Origin of the sequence: Kaistia algarum (genome assembly GCF_026343945.1) — a bacterium.
In the GTDB taxonomy this organism is placed as follows: Bacteria; Pseudomonadota; Alphaproteobacteria; order Rhizobiales; family Kaistiaceae; genus Kaistia; species Kaistia algarum.
This window is the reverse complement of sequence record NZ_JAPKNJ010000002.1, coordinates 399678-415544: the sequence shown is the minus strand read 5'-3', so window position 1 is coordinate 415544 and position 15867 is coordinate 399678. Positions and strand designations below refer to the sequence as shown.

12 protein-coding genes are annotated in these 15867 nt (G+C 65.5%); 7 read left to right on the top strand and 5 right to left on the bottom strand.

Annotation, left to right across the window (positions count from 1 at the left end):
* Positions 1–3: 3 nt before the first annotated feature.
* The 3 genes from cobN (at position 4) to OSH05_RS15230 (ending at position 6228) form a co-directional block, all read left to right on the top strand.
* Positions 4–3972: a cobaltochelatase subunit CobN gene (gene cobN, locus OSH05_RS15240; protein WP_104218935.1), complete on the top strand. Its 3969-nt coding sequence runs from the start codon at positions 4–6 to the stop codon at positions 3970–3972.
* Entirely contained in the window at positions 3969–4592 is a 624-nt protein-coding gene (gene cobO, locus OSH05_RS15235) for a cob(I)yrinic acid a,c-diamide adenosyltransferase (RefSeq protein WP_104218934.1), read from the top strand. The genes cobN and cobO overlap by 4 nt, the downstream gene beginning before the upstream one ends.
* Before the next feature lie 175 nt (positions 4593–4767).
* The gene (locus OSH05_RS15230) at positions 4768–6228 is read left to right on the top strand and encodes a cobyric acid synthase (protein ID WP_104218933.1); all 1461 of its coding nucleotides are present in this window, start codon (positions 4768–4770) and stop codon (positions 6226–6228) included.
* On the opposite strand, the gene cbiB is transcribed toward OSH05_RS15230, so the two are convergent.
* Positions 6203–7195, bottom strand: a complete 993-nt coding sequence (cbiB, locus tag OSH05_RS15225) for an adenosylcobinamide-phosphate synthase CbiB (protein ID WP_407660397.1) — start codon at positions 7193–7195, stop codon at positions 6203–6205. The genes OSH05_RS15230 and cbiB overlap by 26 nt on opposite strands.
* A 213-nt stretch (positions 7196–7408) precedes the next feature.
* Here cbiB and rfbA point away from each other — a divergent pair, with 213 nt between their 5' ends.
* The gene (gene rfbA / locus OSH05_RS15220; RefSeq protein WP_104218932.1) at positions 7409–8284 is read left to right on the top strand and encodes a glucose-1-phosphate thymidylyltransferase RfbA; all 876 of its coding nucleotides are present in this window, start codon (positions 7409–7411) and stop codon (positions 8282–8284) included.
* Positions 8285–8297: 13 nt separating this feature from the next.
* Here rfbA and OSH05_RS15215 read toward each other — a convergent pair whose 3' ends face one another.
* From OSH05_RS15215 to OSH05_RS15205, 3 genes are all read right to left on the bottom strand, one after another.
* Positions 8298–8828, bottom strand: a complete 531-nt coding sequence (locus OSH05_RS15215) for a D-glycero-alpha-D-manno-heptose-1,7-bisphosphate 7-phosphatase (protein WP_104218931.1) — start codon at positions 8826–8828, stop codon at positions 8298–8300.
* The gene (locus OSH05_RS15210; RefSeq protein ID WP_165801569.1) at positions 8825–9994 is read right to left on the bottom strand and encodes an AGE family epimerase/isomerase; all 1170 of its coding nucleotides are present in this window, start codon (positions 9992–9994) and stop codon (positions 8825–8827) included. The genes OSH05_RS15215 and OSH05_RS15210 overlap by 4 nt, the downstream gene beginning before the upstream one ends.
* A gap of 98 nt (positions 9995–10092) precedes the next feature.
* The gene (locus OSH05_RS15205) at positions 10093–10935 is read right to left on the bottom strand and encodes an SDR family oxidoreductase (RefSeq protein WP_104218929.1); all 843 of its coding nucleotides are present in this window, start codon (positions 10933–10935) and stop codon (positions 10093–10095) included.
* Positions 10936–11080: 145 nt separating this feature from the next.
* Between OSH05_RS15205 and OSH05_RS15200 the strand changes: the two genes are divergently transcribed.
* The 3 genes from OSH05_RS15200 to OSH05_RS15190 all read left to right on the top strand — a co-directional run bounded on the left by OSH05_RS15200 (position 11081) and on the right by OSH05_RS15190 (position 12693).
* On the top strand, positions 11081–11452 hold the full coding sequence (locus OSH05_RS15200) for a winged helix-turn-helix transcriptional regulator (RefSeq protein ID WP_104218928.1): 372 nt from the start codon (positions 11081–11083) through the stop codon (positions 11450–11452).
* 80 nt (positions 11453–11532) lie between these two features.
* The gene (locus OSH05_RS15195; protein ID WP_104218927.1) at positions 11533–12021 is read left to right on the top strand and encodes a Crp/Fnr family transcriptional regulator; all 489 of its coding nucleotides are present in this window, start codon (positions 11533–11535) and stop codon (positions 12019–12021) included.
* 234 nt (positions 12022–12255) lie between these two features.
* Complete coding sequence (locus OSH05_RS15190; protein ID WP_266352535.1) at positions 12256–12693, top strand: hypothetical protein; 438 nt, start codon at positions 12256–12258, stop codon at positions 12691–12693.
* A gap of 100 nt (positions 12694–12793) precedes the next feature.
* Here OSH05_RS15190 and OSH05_RS15185 read toward each other — a convergent pair whose 3' ends face one another.
* Positions 12794–15742 (bottom strand): autotransporter outer membrane beta-barrel domain-containing protein, encoded by a 2949-nt coding sequence (locus OSH05_RS15185; RefSeq protein ID WP_104218925.1) that lies wholly within the window; start codon positions 15740–15742, stop codon positions 12794–12796.
* Positions 15743–15867: the final 125 nt, after the last annotated feature.

Sequence of the window (15867 nt, the reverse complement as noted above, 5' to 3'; positions counted from 1 at the left end):
GCCATGCACCTGATCGTCGGCGAAACGGAACGGATCGACGATGGCGCCACCGCCGTCGATCTGGATCAATCGCCCGGCGATATTGTTGTGCTGTCGGCGGCGGATTCCGAACTCGCCGCCTTTGCCGGTGCCTTCGCGCGGATGCCTGAAGGGCCGAGCCTTCGCCTCGCCAATTGGACCAAGCTGCAGCATCCCTATTCGGTCGATCTCTATCTCGAAAAGACGCTCCAGAAGGCCAAGCTCGTCATCGTGCGAATGATGGGCGGCTCCGGCTATTGGCCCTATGGGCTGGAGGCGCTCCGGGCGCTCTCGCGTGGCGGCGGCCCGAGGCTGGCGGTGATGCCCGGCGAGGACCGCTGGGACCCGTCGCTGGAGCCCTATTCGACCATCGACATCGCCGCCGCCCGGCAGCTCTGGCGCTGCTGCGTCGAGGCGGGGCCGGAGAATATCGGCCGCGCGCTGCGGCTGGCGCGACACTGGGTCGGCGACGGTGAGGCCCCCGAGGCGCCCGTCGCGCTGCCCGAAATCGGCTTCTGGCAGCCGGGCAGCGGCGTCGTATCCCGAGAGGCCGCGCTCTCGGCGGCGCGCCAGCGGCCCTATGCGCCGATCGTCTTTTACCGGGCGCTGATCGAGGGCGGCTCTACCGAGCCGATCGACGCGCTGGTCGAGGCACTTGGCCGCGAGGGCATCGGCGCGGTGCCCATCTTCGTCACCAGCCTGAAAAACCCTGCCGTCGCCGAAGCGCTCGGCCAGTTCTTTGTCGAAGCGCCACCCGCTATCGTACTGAACGGCACCGCCTTCGCGATCTCCAGGCCCGGACGAAGCCATGAGCCAACCGTGCTCGACGCGCCTGGCCGGCCTGTGCTGCAGATCGTCTTCGCCGGCACCAGCCGCGAGGCGTGGCTCAATTCAACGCGCGGACTTTCGCCGCGCGATCTGATCATGAACGTGGCGCTGCCCGAGGTCGACGGCCGTATCCTGACGCGGCCGGTCTCGTTCAAGGAAGAAGTGGCGCGCGATCCCGCCACGGACAGCCGCATCGTCGTCTACAAGGCCGATCGCGAGCGGATCGCCTTCGTTGCGGCGCAGGTGGCCGCCTGGGTGCGTCTCGGCGCGAAGCCGGCCAGCAAAAGTCGCATCGCGCTGGTTCTCTCCAACTATCCCGGCCGCGACGGCCGGATCGGCAATGGCGTCGGCCTCGACACGCCGGAGAGCGCGGTGCGGATCGCTGCGGCGATGCGGCGCGCGGGGTACGAACTGCCGGCGTTCCCGGAGACGGGCCGAGCGCTGATGGAGGGTTTGCTGGAGGCGGACCAAGGCCCGCAGGCGCTTTCGCCCCTTCTCCCGCAAAGCGGGGGAGGGTTGGGGAGGGGGCTAGCTTCCGAGCCGTCGACGGAAACGCTCCATGCCCAACATACCCCCCTCTCCAGCTCGCCCCCACAAGGGGGGAGAGAGCTGGGCGGAGTCTCTCCCGCAATTCTCCCCCTCGCCGCCTACCTCGCCTTTCACGACGCCTTGCCGGAATCCGTCCGCGCCGCGCTTGCCTCCCGCTGGGGTGCGCCTGAAGAGGATCCGCTCTTCGAGGACGGCGCTTTCCATGTCCGCGTCCATCGCTTCGGCAATATCGTCCTCGCCGTGCAGCCGGGACGGGGCCATGGCGTCGATCCCAAGGCGACCTATCACGATCCGGAGCTCGTGCCGCCGCACCACTACCTCGCCTTCTACGCGTTTCTCCGGCACGAGTTCGGCGCCGACGCGATCGTGCAGATCGGTAAGCACGGCAACCTAGAATGGCTACCTGGCAAGGCGCTCGGCCTGTCGGCGGAGTGCTGGCCGGAGGTCGCGCTGGGCCCGACGCCGCTCATCTATCCGTTTATCGTCAATGATCCCGGCGAGGGCGCGCAGGCGAAGCGGCGCTCCTCGGCGGTGATCGTCGACCATCTCATGCCGGCGCTCACCCGCGCCGGGGCGCAGGGCGTCTTCGCCGAGATCGAAACGCTGATCGACGAATATCATCTCGCCGCCGGCGCCGATCCGAAGCGGCGCGACTTTCTCGAGGCCGAGATCCTGGCGCTGGCCGAACGCCATGGCATCGACCGCGACCTCGAAATCGGCCGCGACGATCCGAACCGCGCGCTGAGAGCGATCGACGCGCATCTCTGCGACATCAAGGAACTGCAGATCCGCGACGGACTGCATCTGTTCGGGAAGAGCCCCGAGGGGGACGCGCGGATCGATACGCTTCTCGCCATCGCCCGAGCCCCACGCTCCGGCGGAAGACCGCAGGACGGCTCGTTGGCGCGCGCGATCGCGAACGATCTGGGCCTTGCGGGGTTCGATCCGATCGGGTGTGACCGCGCGGCCGATTGGGAGGGGCCAAGGCCGGAGGTGCTTGAGGCCCTTGGCGAAGGCCTGTGGCGAACGGCTGGTGATACGGTTGAGCGGGTGGAGGCTTTGGCGCGTGCCATGGTCGCAGCTCTTCTCCCTCTCCCGCAAAGCGAGGGAGGGTCGGGGAGGGGGCCAACTGCCGAGCCGTCGACGGAGGCGAGTCACGCCCAGCATACCCCCCTCGCCAACTCTTCCCTACAAGGGGGCAGAGGGCAGGCCGATGCGCTTCATCGGCTCGATTGCCTCGACGATTTCTCCGCCACCACCCCCATTCTCGACTGGATTGTCGCCGATCTCGCGCCCGCGCTGGACCGTTCGGGCAGCGACGAGATCGCTGGCGTGATCGCAGCTCTCGACGGCCGTTTCATCCCGCCCGGCCCCTCCGGCGCACCGTCACGGGGACGGGCCGATGTGCTGCCGACCGGGCGCAACTTCTACGCCGTCGACACCCGCGCGATCCCGACCGAAGCCGCCTGGCGGCTCGGGCGGCTGGCGGCGGAGGCGCTGGTGCAGCGTTATCTTCAGGACGAGGGCGAATGGCCGCGCTCCATCGCGATCTCCGCCTGGGGCACGGCCAATATGCGCACCGGCGGCGACGACATCGCGCAGGTGCTGGCGCTGATCGGCGCCGAGCCGGCCTGGGAGCCGGGCACCGGCCGTGTCACCGGATTTCGCGTGCTGACGCTCTCCGAGCTTAAGCGTCCGCGCGTCGACGTCACGCTGCGCATCTCCGGCATGTTCCGCGATGCCTTCCCGGAGCAGATCGACCTGATCGATTCCGCCATCCGGGCGATCGCCGAGCGCGACGAGGACGACGACGCCAACCCGCTCGCGGCGGCGCGGCGGCGCGAGCACCATACGGCTCGGATCTTCGGCGCGAAGCCCGGCAGCTATGGAGCCGGTTTGCAGACGCTGATGGACTATTCGCTCTGGCAGGACCGGGCCGAGATCGCCGACAATTTCCTCGCGGCCAGCGGATTTCACTATGGCGCGGGCATAGAAGGCGCGTCAGCGGAAGGCCGGCTGCGCGCCCGGCTCGCCGCCGTCGACGCCGTAGTCCAGAACCAGGACAATCGCGAGCACGACATCCTCGACAGCGACGAATATTACCAGTTCCAGGGCGGGCTGGCGGCGTCGATCGAGCGGCTGAAGGGCTCGGCGCCCCGGCTCTATCATGGCGATCATGCAATCGCCGACAGCCCGGTCGTGCGGCCGCTTTCCGAGGAGATTGGCCGCGTCGTGCGCGGGCGGGCCGCCAATCCGAAATGGATCGCCGGCTGCATGCGCCATGGCTATAAGGGCGCCTCCGAAATGGCGGCGACGGTCGATTTCCTGTTCGGCTATGCCGCGACGACGCACGCTGTCGGCGACCATCATTTCGACGCGCTGTACGACGCCTATCTGGGCGACGAGACCGTGCGCGACTTCGTGGCCGACGCCAATCCGGCGGCACTCTCCGAGATGTCGACCCGCTTCGCCGAGGCGATCGATCGCGGCCTCTGGTCGCCGCGCCGCAATTCCGTCCACGCCGATCTCGCCGAGATGCGCGCCGGACAGCCGCTCTTGTGGAAGGAAACTGCATGAATACCGAGCCGACCGAGGCCGAGATCAATGCTCGCCACGCCGAAAAGATGAAGAAGAAGAAGGCCGTGCGCGACAAGATCCTCGCGTCGAAGACGGTCGAGAAGGGCCTGCTGATGGTCCATACCGGCAAGGGCAAGGGCAAGTCGACGGCAGCCTTCGGGGTTGTCTTCCGCTCGCTCGGCTATGGCTTCCCGGTCGCCGTGGTCCAGTTCGTCAAGGGTTCCTGGGAGACGGGCGAACGGCTGGCGCTGGAGAAATTCGGGGACCTCGTCACCATCAACCGGCTGGGCGAAGGGTTCACCTGGGAAACGCAGGACCGCGAGCGCGACATCGCGGCGGCGCGCAATGCCTGGGAGACGGCCAAGGAACTGATCCGCAGCGGCACCAACCATGTGGTGCTGCTCGACGAGCTCAACATCGTGCTTCGCTACGATTATCTGCCCGTCGACGAAGTCGTCGCCTTCCTGCGGGACGAGAAGCCGCACGATCTCCACGTCATCGTCACCGGCCGCAACGCTCCTGAGGCGCTGATCGAGATCGCCGATCTCGTGACCGAGATGGAAATGGTGAAGCACCCGTTCCGCTCCGGCGTGAAGGCGCAGAAGGGCATCGAGTTTTGAGGGAGTCGTGGGTGGCGGCAAGGAAGACCCTCACCCCAACCCTCTCCCGCGAGCGGGAGAGGGGGCGCCAACGATCGGCTGTGTCGCTCGTGCCAAGCACCGTCCGGCTCCCTCGCCCGCCTGCGGGAGAGGGTTGGGGTGAGGGCCTTTCTTCCTTCCACGAGATAGCCCGTCCATGACTGCCGCCGCGATCATGTTCCAGGGTACCGGCTCCAATGTCGGCAAGTCGACGCTGGTTGCCGGGCTGGCGCGGCTGCTCGTGCGGCGCGGGCTCAGGGTCGCGCCGTTCAAGCCGCAGAACATGTCGAACAATGCGGCGGTGGCGGCCGATGGCGGCGAGATCGGCCGCGCGCAGGCTTTGCAGGCACGGGCGGCACGGCTGGCGCCGAGCGTTCATATGAACCCGGTGCTGCTGAAGCCCGAGAGCGAGACCGGCGCGCAGATCATCGTTCAGGGCCAGCGCTTCGGCACGATGCGGGCGCGGGAATATGGTGCGCGGAAGGCCGAACTTCTGCCGAAGGTGCTGGAAAGTTTCGCCATCCTGCGCCGCGATACCGATATCGTGCTGGTCGAGGGGGCGGGGAGCCCGGCGGAGATCAACCTTCGCGCCGGCGACATCGCCAATATGGGCTTTGCCGAGGCCGCCAATATTCCGGTCGTGCTCGTCGGCGACATCGATCGCGGCGGCGTCATTGCGAGCCTCGTCGGCACGCGTACCATCCTGCCGCGTTCTGACCGGGATCGCATCGAAGGTTTCATTATCAACAAGATGCGTGGTGATCTTCGTCTATTCGATGAGGGCGTCACGGCCATTCGCGGCGCCACCGGCTGGGCGGCGCTCGGGGTCGTTCCCTGGTTCGCCGAGGCGTCACGCCTGCCGCCGGAGGATATTCTCGATCTGGCCGGCGGAGCGCCGCGAAGCGATGGCGTGCGGATTGCCGTGCCGCTCCTGCCGAGGATCGCCAATTTCGACGATCTCGATCCTCTGAAGCAGGAGCCGGGCGTTGCGCTTGTCCTGGTGCGGCCCGGCGACGCCATCCCCGTTTGCGATCTCGTGCTGTTGCCAGGCTCCAAATCGACGATGGCCGATCTGATGTTCCTCAGGCAACAGGGCTGGGACATTGACATCCTGGCGCATCGTCGGCGCGGCGGGAGCATCGTCGGGCTCTGCGGCGGTTATCAGATGCTCGGACAGACGATCGCAGATCCCGATGGCGTCGAGGGTCTAGCTGGCAGCGTCGCAGGACTGGGGCTGCTCGATGTCGAGACCATACTCACCGGCGACAAGCGGACAGCGCCGTTTGCCGGAACCGAGGCCGGATGCGGACTGGCGGTTGCGGGCTACGAGATCCATCTCGGGCGGACCGAGGGACCGGACCGCGAGCGGCCGTGGCTGACGACGGAAGCTGGCGGCGAGGGGGCGATGTCGGCGGATGGTCGCGTCCGGGGCAGCTATGTCCACGGCCTCTTCGGATCCGACCCGTTCCGACGCGACTTCCTCGCGAGGTTTGGCGTCGAACCGTCTGACGTTTCGTACGAATCCAATGTCGAGGAGACGTTGGACAGGCTTGCCGACCATCTGGAGGCGCATCTCGATATCGAGGCGATCCTCAGGATAGCCGCCAGAGTCCGATGATAACGATGAGCACGGCGCCGAGTGCGCCAGCGACCTGCAGTACGCGCAGCGCCCGCCTGATATCGTTCATCGAGGCATCGTGGCGGGCGGTGTCGTTCAGGAACGGATCGTCGACCACGAGTTCGCCATAGCGGCGGGGGCCGGCGAGCGCGATGTCGAGGGCGCCGGCCATGGCGGCTTCGGGCCAGCCGGCATTGGGCGAGCGGTGCTTGCCGGCATCGTCGAGCATGACGACGAAGGACCGCTGGATCGTCCCGCCGACAAAGGGTGCAGCCATCGCGATCAGGAACCCGGATAGGCGGCTCGCCGGCAGGTTGACGAGGTCGTCGAGACGGGCGGCGGCCCAGCCAAAGGCGAGGTGGCGTTCCGATTTGTGACCGATCATGGAATCGGCGGTGTTGATCATCTTGTAGGCGAATAGGCCGGGCAGTCCGAGCAGCGCGAACCACAGCGCCGGCGCGACCAGCCCGTCGGAAAAGTTCTCGGCGGTCGATTCGATCGCGGCGCGGGAGACGCCGGCTTCGTCGAGCTTGTCGGGGTCGCGCCCGACGATCTGCGACACCGCTTCGCGCGCCGCCCGCAGGCCGTCATGTGCGAAAGCGAGCCGCACCGCGTCGACGTGATCATAGAGCGAGCGGCCGGCAAGCAGGATCGCCGCCACCAGTACCACCAGGGAATAGCCGGCCGGCGTTGTCATGAGCAGCCGTTCCAGCAGCCAGCCTGCTCCCAGCGACAAGCCGACGAGGAAGATCACGACGAGCACGCCGACAAGGCGACGGCCTTGCGCCTCGCCCGAGGCAGGCGGCGCGGCATTGAGGCGCCTGTCCAGCGAACCGATGATCGCTCCGAACCAGGTCACCGGATGGGGTACCCGCCGCCAGAGCCAGTCTGGATCGCCGATAAGTGCATCGACGAGGAGGGCGGCCAGCAGCAGCCAGAGCCGGGCATCAAAGGAGAGCGCCATCATAGCTGCTGGCTTCCGGGTAGTCGCCGATCGGTCATGTATGGGTACGGCCGCATCGTTTCCCCGTGAGCTTTTGGCAACGCTTCTCCACTAGCCGCTGGGAGGCGGCCGGCCAAGCGGCATGATGCAGCGGCGGGGAGTTGTCAGAACCTCCCGATCCCGGTCATATCGAGCCTTCGGAAGGCATGGACGGTTCAACCAAAGGAAACAAGAACAATGAAAGGCATCATCCTAGCCGGCGGTAGCGGGACACGGCTGCATCCGATGACGCTGGTCACGTCGAAGCAGCTCATGCCGATCTACGACAAGCCCATGATTTATTATCCCTTGACCACGCTAATGCTGGCCGGGATCAAGGACATTCTCATCATCTCGACGCCGCTCGACCTGCCGGCCTTCCAGCGGCTGCTCGGCGACGGTTCCACTTGGGGCATTTCGATCTCCTACAAGGAGCAGCCCAGCCCCGACGGCCTGGCGCAGGCCTATATCATCGGCGCTGAATTCGTGGCCGGCTCGTCGTCCTGCCTCGTGCTCGGCGACAACATCTTCTACGGCCACGGCCTGCCGGAACTGCTGGGCGCGGCGACGGCAAGGAAGAACGGCGCGACCGTGTTCGCCTATCATGTCACCGATCCGGAGCGGTATGGCGTGGTCGAGTTCGACGGCGCCATGCAGGCCGTGTCGCTGGAAGAAAAGCCGGCGGTGCCGCGCTCGAACTGGGCCGTCACCGGGCTCTATTTCTACGATGAGAGCGTCGTCGACATTGCCGCCAACCTGAAGCCATCGGCGCGCGGCGAACTGGAGATCACCGACGTTAACCGCGCCTATCTGGAGCGCGGCGAACTCGCCGTCGAACTGATGGGGCGCGGCTATGCCTGGCTCGATACCGGCACGCCGGACAGCCTGATCGAGGCGGCGGAATTCGTGCGCACGTTGGAAAAGCGACAAGGCTTCAAGATCGCCTGCCCGGAAGAAGTCGCCTGGCGCCTCGGCTTCATCGATGATGTCCAGCTGGAGGCACGCGCCAAGGCCCTCGGCAAGAGCGCCTATGGCCAGTATCTACGCCAGCTGACGGTGGATGGGACGCGGTAGGGCGCCCTGCCGATCAACGGCGCGTTGCGCGCGCCGTCAGGATTCCCTCGACAAAGGTCGCCAGATCCGGGCCTTCAAAGAGAAAGCCATCGACATGGGCAGCTCGCGCTGCCTGCATGTCGCTTTCCTTGTCGCCGACCAGGAAGGAGCGCGCCGGATCGAGGCGAAGGTCGGCGATGGCGCGCAGGATCATGCCGGGTTTCGGCTTCCGGTCTGAATGATCGGCGCGGTAGCGCTCAACAATGCCGTCCGGGTGAAACGGGCAGGCATAGATCGCATCGAGCCTGGCGCCGTCGCGGGCCAGCGTCTCGGCGAGATACGCGTTGAAGGCGTGCATTTCGTCTTCGGAGTAGTAGCCGCGCGCGACGCCCGATTGATTGGTTACGACGACGGTGACGAAACCGGCTTCGTTCATCCTCCGCACGGCCGCCGCCGCGCCGGGAATGAGCCGCAGCGCCTCGGGGCGGAAGACATAATCGTCATCGACATTCAGCACGCCGTCGCGGTCGAGGAAGGCGGCGGGGCGGAGCGCTGCGTCATTCATGCGGGTTTCTCGGCCAATGTCGCGGCGGCGCAGGCGATGTGATAGAGGCTCGACGCCCGAACCGGCCCCGGAAGAAAGCTCCCATCCTCGGCCATGATCTCGTGCCAAATGCCGGCCGGACGGCGATCCAGATAACGCATCAGACCTTCCTCCGCTTCCGCCTCGCGTTCCGCCGCGAGAGCACGAGAAGTGTCGGTGTTCATCCTGTGGCCGGCGAGCCCGTGCCACGCCTTCAGCCGCTCGGTCTGCGGCCAGAGCTTGGCCTCGCCGTCCCGTAAATGGAAATGCTCATCGATCGCGCCAAAGGCGACGTTGCGCTCGATCGAGACGCCGAAGCGTTCTCCGATCGCGGCGAGCCTGAGAGCCGCCGAGAAGATTCGCTCGTCGCGTCTGGCGCCAAGCCAGCGCAGCAGCAGCCAGGCCCATTCGAACTGGTGGCCCGGCTCGACCTGCAGACCCTTCGCATCGGCCATCGGCCGCCAGTCACCGTCGAAGAACTCGGGCAAGGCGCCGGTCTCGGGGAGGATCAACCGTGTCAGCGCGAGTTCGCCGATCCGGTCGGCATGCGCACGCCAGGAAGGATCCTCAGTGCCCACGATCTCGTCCCAGGCGAGGAACGCCTCGAAGAGATGCATATGCGGATTGGATTTCAGGGGAAGCGTGCGCGGCGATGCCTCTTCGAAACCGAGATAGGGATGCGCCCAGCAGGCGACGAGACGCTCGCGGATCCGCGTCGCGACGCTGTGCAGTTCCTTCCGGTCGCCGAGCCGCTTCGCCGCCGCGGCGAGGCCGAACAGCACGAAGGCATAGTCATAAGGATCGTAGCGATCGTTTCTCAGGCTGCCATCCACGGCGACGGCACCCAGCACGGTCCCATCCGGCAGCACCAGCCGGCCAAGCAGGAAGTCGAGCCCGTGCCGAACCAATTCCCCCGCCGGGCCGCCCCAGCCGAGCTCCTGGCCGATCGCGAAGCAATAGATCTGCCGGGCGACGAGGCGCGCCCGGCGCGGCTCCTCGATAGGCGTGCCATCCGGCTCGATCCGCTCAAAGAAGCCGCCGCCCTTGCGATCGACCCCATGCGCGGCCCAGAAGGGCAGGGCGTCGGCCACCAGCCATTCGCCCAGCGCACCCGCCGCGCGCCCCTTGCCGCCCTTCGCTGCCGCCATCGCCCTCATCCCCCGCTGCCGGCCAGGAAAGGCCGGCAGCGATGGCTATCGCCGGACGGCGAAACCGTCAACGCGGGAAGAAGGTGGTTGGCGGCCTATCAAGCCGCGAGCGTCGCAAGATTGTCACGGGCATAGGTCTCGACAGAGCGCGGCGGCTTGCCAGTCAGGGTCTCGACCGCGTCGGACACGCCGGCTGTCCAGCCCTGGCGAACCGGATAGAAGATGCTGGCCAGGAAGCGCGCATAGGCCTCGGGAACACCGGCGACGGTCAGGATGCCGACGAAGGTGTCGTCATCCACTGCCTGATACGCGACCGGTTTGCCGAGGACCTTGGCGAGGATTGCCGCCGCATCCGCATAGCCGAGGGCTTCCGGACCCGTGAGGTTGAACGACTTGCCGTCGAAGCGATCCGTGGTTAGCGCTGCCGCCGCGCTCTCGGCGATGTCGCGCACGTCGATGAACGCGGATTTGCCATCGCCGGCCGGCACAGCGATCGTGCCGGCATGATCGATACCGGGCTTCCAATAGGTGACGAAATTGTCCGAGAACCAGTTCGGACGCAGGATCACATAGGGCGTACCCGATTTTTCGATGGCGATCTCGACCTGACGGTAGGGGATTGAATCATCCGCATCGACGCCGAAGACGCTCTGGAACACGATCTTGATGTTGCGCGAGGCGGCGGCTTCGACCAGCGGCAGCAGCAATTCCGTGACTGCCAGATAACCGGTGGGCAGCAGAACGAAGGCGCGGTCGACGCCTTCAAGGGCGGGTGCGATGGTCGCCGGATCGGCGAAGTCGAATACGACGCCTTCGGCGCCTTCGACCGGCTGTCCCGAGCGCGAGGCCGCCTTCACCGCCTCGCCCTTGGCGAGCAGCGCTGCGACGAGTGGCTTGCCGACATGCCCCGTTGCGCCGAGCACGAGAATCTTGCCTGCCATGGATCATCTCCTAAGTTTCTGATAGATACTTTGTATCATATGGAGACATAGCCGCTGCGGATATAGCGCGAAAGAAGGCACTTTCGGCTCACATGGTTTCCTCAGGGAAACTGCCGGCGCCCGCCAATCGATGGAAGTTCAGGCAATGGACAGGATCTATAATGTTTATGAAGACCGTTGCCCGACCCGGCTGGTGCTGGATCGCCTCGCCGACAAATGGGCGCTGCTGATCCTCGACCGGCTCCGGGAAGACGCCGTCCGCTTCAATCATCTTCGCCGCGAGATCAAAGGCATCTCCCAGAAGGTGCTCTCACAGACCCTGAAGAAGCTGGAGCGCGACGGCCTCGTCTCGCGCAGCGTCTTCCCGACCGTTCCCGTCACCGTGGAATATCGACTGACGCCGCTTGGACACACGCTGACCGAGACGGTGTCGGCTCTGACCCATTGGGCCGAGAGCAACATGGACGCCGTTTTCGCCGCGCAGGCGGCCTATGACGGCGCCTCGCCGGCCGGGTAGGTTTCAGCGTCCCGAGCTCTTGCGCTGGGCGCGAAAAGCCTGTCGAAATATCGAAGGATTCGTAGCAACGAGGAGCCGCGATGACGATCGCCGGGACGCTGGAAACGCTGCCCTTGTTCGAGGGCTTCGGCTGGGACGGAATCCAGGCGCTCGCGAACCGCGCCCATGTTCGGAGCTTCCCTTTGGGTGCCTCGATCGTGCGCCAGGGCGATCTGGACGCATCGATGTTCGTGATCACGGGCGGCCGGGCCAAGGTGACCTTCCACTCTCCTGGCGGCTCCAAGGAGATCGCGGTTCTGGGCAAGGGCGACGTGGTCGGCGAGATTTCGCTGCTCACGGGGTTCTCCCGCACGGCGAGCGTCACCGCGGTGGAGCCTGTGACGGCGATCGAGATCGACAAGACCTCCTTCACCATCGTCGTCGGGGGGCGCGCGGAGCTGCTGGACCGTTTGGCTTCGATCGTCGAGCAGCGCCGCGCCGAACTCGCCCATGTGAAACAGGAAGCCGAGGCGGCCGACATGAACAGCCGGACCTCCATCCTCGAGCGCCTGACACGAATGTTCGGTTAACGCCCTACCCGTGGGGACCAGGCGGCTTTCCTTCACGCAATGACGGAATAGAACGAATTCGCGGCTGAGCCGACTAACCTTTCGCGTCGGCCGGCAGGGCGAAGGCTCCATCGCGATGTCATGCCCCCGAAATGGTGCGTCGCACATTGTTGAGTGCGTCGCAAAATTCCTGTTGCTCCCGCCGCCCTTCCTGGTGCAGCGTTCGCAGGCCTGGGGGCTTAACGGGAGCTGTCGATGAAGATTTCCTTTCTGGGGATGATGGGTGCAGCTGCGCTCGGATTGGGCCTCTCCGCCACGATGGGCGGAGCCGCCTCGGCCACGCCGGCCGACGGGTTCGACTTTGTGCAGATCGGCAAGGATGGAAGTGGCTGCCAGCTTGTCATGTCGTCGTCGACCAGCAAGCCGGTGACCCGCTGGGACCGCAAGAAGGACAAGGTGTTCGGCATCGCCGTCGGCAACAAATGTCCGCAGGTCTATACAACCGGAGGCGTCAACCTCGACCTTTCGGTATTCCCGACCTATAGCGTCGCCAACCGCGTCTTCACGCTCTATTCGGCCAAGGGCGACAAGATGGTTTTCTATAAGGCCTATGGCGAGCGCTACAATTTCCGCTGGATCCCCGCGCCCAAACCGGTGACGCCGCCTGCCGCCCCGGCGCCGGCCAAGATCTAAACGCCCAGACTCAACCGATCCTGAAAACAGCTCTGGCCGGCTCGATCATGATCAAGCCGGCCAGAGCTGCTAAATGCGCCCGAGATGCGATGTCGGCGCGTCAGAAGCTCAGGCTGAAATTGGCCTGGACCGAATTGTCGCTGACATCCTCGGCGAACTGCCCGACATAGGAGAGGCCGACGCGCGCCTTGGGGTTGACCAGAAGGTCGGCGCCGAGTTCGACGAGCGCGGTGTTCTCGGCGAGCGGCACGCCCGACACTGAGAAGCTCGCTCCCGGCGCGCTGACAAAGGCCATCTGCGCCGTCGGCGAGAGATCGCCAAAGGCATATTGCCATGCGAGCGACGCGCGAGGCTGCAAGACCATGCCGCCCGATACCGCCAGGCTGGTGGCGGCGCGAAGGCCCAGCGTGCTGTAGCCGACGCCGGAATTCATCGACGATCCGTTCAGGCCAGCGGCCGCGCCCGTCTCGGAGAAGCCGTCCGTGTTGACGTTGACATAGGCGAGGCCGACGAACGGCTCCAAGGCTACCTTCTGGACCGCGAAGCCGTAGCCAAGTTCGCCGAAGGCCTGCGCCGTGCCGCCATTATATTGCGCGCTGGCTTGCTGGAGGTAGCCCGGATAGGCGATCAGGCGGTCGGAATTGATCTGGTTGAAGGCATAGCTGGCGCCGAGGCGAACATTGACCGGCCCGGCCTTGGTGCCGGCATAGGCCGCCAGAAGCAGGCTGTCGACCTTGAACGAATTGCCCAGTTCTCCGACATCCGCGTTCGACTGCGAATAGCCGAGCGCCGCGCCGACCCGCCAATCGTCGATGCCGATGTCGGCGCCCGAGATGATGCCGCCGATGCTCTCGCTCACATCGGCAAGGTCCGAGCCGCTGTTCAGATCGGCCCACCCGCCATAGACCTGACCCCAGAGCGTGGCGCCCGAAGCCTTCGGCTCGGCCGCGCCATCCTTGGACACATAGCCGAGCGCCGCGACGGATGCCGGCTGCTTGGCCTCCTCGCCATAAGCAAGGGTCGGCCCGCCGTCCGAGAGCGACGCCATGGCGCCGGACTGGCCGGCATAGGAACCCTGGCGCAGGCGGCCGAGCACGGCCTGTCGGCTGTAGAAGCTGTCGCCGACGATGATGGATTGTTCGCTCGCATAGCCCTCGCCGGACAAGGCGCCGAGCGCCGCCGGCAACTGCGCCGTATCCAGCGCATAGAGCGGGGCCAGCGCCTCGGGTAGGGCGGCTAGGGTGTTGTTGCCGGTGTTGTTGATGATGCCATCAATGGCGCTGCCGACCGCCTGCTGGTTCGGCGTATTGCCCGGCAGAGCGGCGAGGGCAGCCGCGACGTTCAGCGTCACGTCCGTCGGCGTATAGCCCAGCCAGGCGGCGAAGAGGTCGGGGAGGCCGGATGTCTCTAGCGCCTCGAACGCTCCGGTGATCTCCTGCGTAGCGGAAACGACGGTGTATCGCTTCAGCAGGCTATCGGTATCGAAGCTGGCAGCCAGCGTTCCGGCGAGGCGGGCCGTGTCGGTATGGAGGCTGTCATAGCTGCCGTCGCCGATGCGCAAGCCGAGCGTTCCGGCGGACGTCTGAGCGAAGATACCGCTGATCTGCTGCGTCACGCCGGAACCGGCCGCGGTGATGCCGAGCCAGCCGCTGTTCTCGAAGCGGGCATAGGGACCGGCCTCGATATCGACCGCGCCATCGATGACACCGGAATTGACGACAACCGTGCCCAGCGCGCTGGCTCCGGTGCTGATGGCAAAGGCGCCAGGCGAGGCGGTCATCGTGCCGTAGTTCAGCAGCGTGCCGTAGGTTCCGCTCATCTGGACACCGGAACTGCCGGCGCCGGTCGTGGTGATCGAACTGGTATTGGTGATGACGCCGTAGGTCTGGCCCTGGATGCCGACGCTGTTGTTGCCGGAAACCAGGATCGGGGCGCTGTTGATGACGTCGTCGCCGCCCGGATTGGTCGCGATCCCGGTCGCGCCGTTGGCCGAAACGGTCAGGGAGCTTTCGTTCCGGATCGGGTTGTACATGCCCGGAATGGTGGCGACATAGCCATTGATCTTGCCGTCGGCAAGATAGACGCCGACCACATTGTCGCCATAGGCGGAATTGGACGAAACGACTTCGCCCGGAATGTCGATCTCGTACCAGGTCGTACTGCCATCGGCGGCGACATGCAGAACGGCCGGATGGGTGGCGCCATCCGGGCTGATCCAGTCCGCGACGAGATTGTATTCGCCCGCCCGGCCCGCGCCGGTGATGCCTTCGAAATGGGTGCCGATTGCGCCGTCGTGATCGTAGGTTACATAGGTTCCATCGGTCTGGTCATAGATGTAGCCATGCTCGAACACCGGGCCGCTCAAGTCTCCGACTGTCGAATAGCCGCCGGCGATCTTGTCGCCATAGATCCCATAGGCAGTCGTGCTGATCGCGCCTGCAATATTGTTGTTCGAGAAAGTGCCCGTATCCATGTTGTAGATAAAGGCGTTGCCGGTCGCGAGGTCGGTGTCATAGTCGCCAACGACCTGATTGCCGAAATTGCTATGAGCAATCGTGTAGAGGGTCTGGCCGGCGGCGCCGCTCGGATAGATGAGATTGGTGATCTGCTGGCCCGGCGCGGCGGCGCCGTCATAGAGATAGCTCAGATCATAGGGCGCCGAGGCCTCGGTCTGGTAGCTGCCCACGACCCGCAGGATGCCCTCCGGCGTGCCGAAGCTCGGACCATAAGGCGAGGAGCCGATCGCCCCGGGAAAGTTCGCGCCGTTCGAGGTCGAAACCGGCATCGGCGACCAGGTCTTCGTCGTGAGATTGTAGTAAAGTCCGCCGGTTTCGGTCGTGCCCGATATCACATGATCGCCGACGATGTTGTCGCCGCGAATGCCGGTCAGAAACGTACTGTCGGTCCCGAAATTCAGCGTTTCATAGGTGAACACGATCGGCTCGGCGGCATGGGCCGTCGACAGGGTAACGCCCGCGCCCAATCCAGCGGCGATCAGTCCCTGGCCATGAATCCGCGAAAACTCGCGCAATGCTGATCTGATTTTCATGGAATTCGCCCCATCCCGAAAATATGATTCGCGCCCGAATTCGCCAAGCGTACAGGCGATGCGCGAAACATGCGACAGCGTTCAGACTAGGGATATATGGAAGTTTCTGACCATTTATTCTGCGG

Coding starts and splice junctions, on each gene's coding strand:
- cobN (WP_104218935.1), top strand. CDS start 4: ATGCACCTGATCGTCGGCGAAACGGAACGGATCGACGATGGCGCCACC.
- cobO (WP_104218934.1), top strand. CDS start 3,969: ATGAATACCGAGCCGACCGAGGCCGAGATCAATGCTCGCCACGCCGAA.
- OSH05_RS15230 (WP_104218933.1), top strand. CDS start 4,768: ATGACTGCCGCCGCGATCATGTTCCAGGGTACCGGCTCCAATGTCGGC.
- cbiB (WP_407660397.1), bottom strand. CDS start 7,195: ATGATGGCGCTCTCCTTTGATGCCCGGCTCTGGCTGCTGCTGGCCGCC.
- rfbA (WP_104218932.1), top strand. CDS start 7,409: ATGAAAGGCATCATCCTAGCCGGCGGTAGCGGGACACGGCTGCATCCG.
- OSH05_RS15215 (WP_104218931.1), bottom strand. CDS start 8,828: ATGAATGACGCAGCGCTCCGCCCCGCCGCCTTCCTCGACCGCGACGGC.
- OSH05_RS15210 (WP_165801569.1), bottom strand. CDS start 9,994: ATGGCGGCAGCGAAGGGCGGCAAGGGGCGCGCGGCGGGTGCGCTGGGC.
- OSH05_RS15205 (WP_104218929.1), bottom strand. CDS start 10,935: ATGGCAGGCAAGATTCTCGTGCTCGGCGCAACGGGGCATGTCGGCAAG.
- OSH05_RS15200 (WP_104218928.1), top strand. CDS start 11,081: ATGGACAGGATCTATAATGTTTATGAAGACCGTTGCCCGACCCGGCTG.
- OSH05_RS15195 (WP_104218927.1), top strand. CDS start 11,533: ATGACGATCGCCGGGACGCTGGAAACGCTGCCCTTGTTCGAGGGCTTC.
- OSH05_RS15190 (WP_266352535.1), top strand. CDS start 12,256: ATGAAGATTTCCTTTCTGGGGATGATGGGTGCAGCTGCGCTCGGATTG.
- OSH05_RS15185 (WP_104218925.1), bottom strand. CDS start 15,742: ATGAAAATCAGATCAGCATTGCGCGAGTTTTCGCGGATTCATGGCCAG.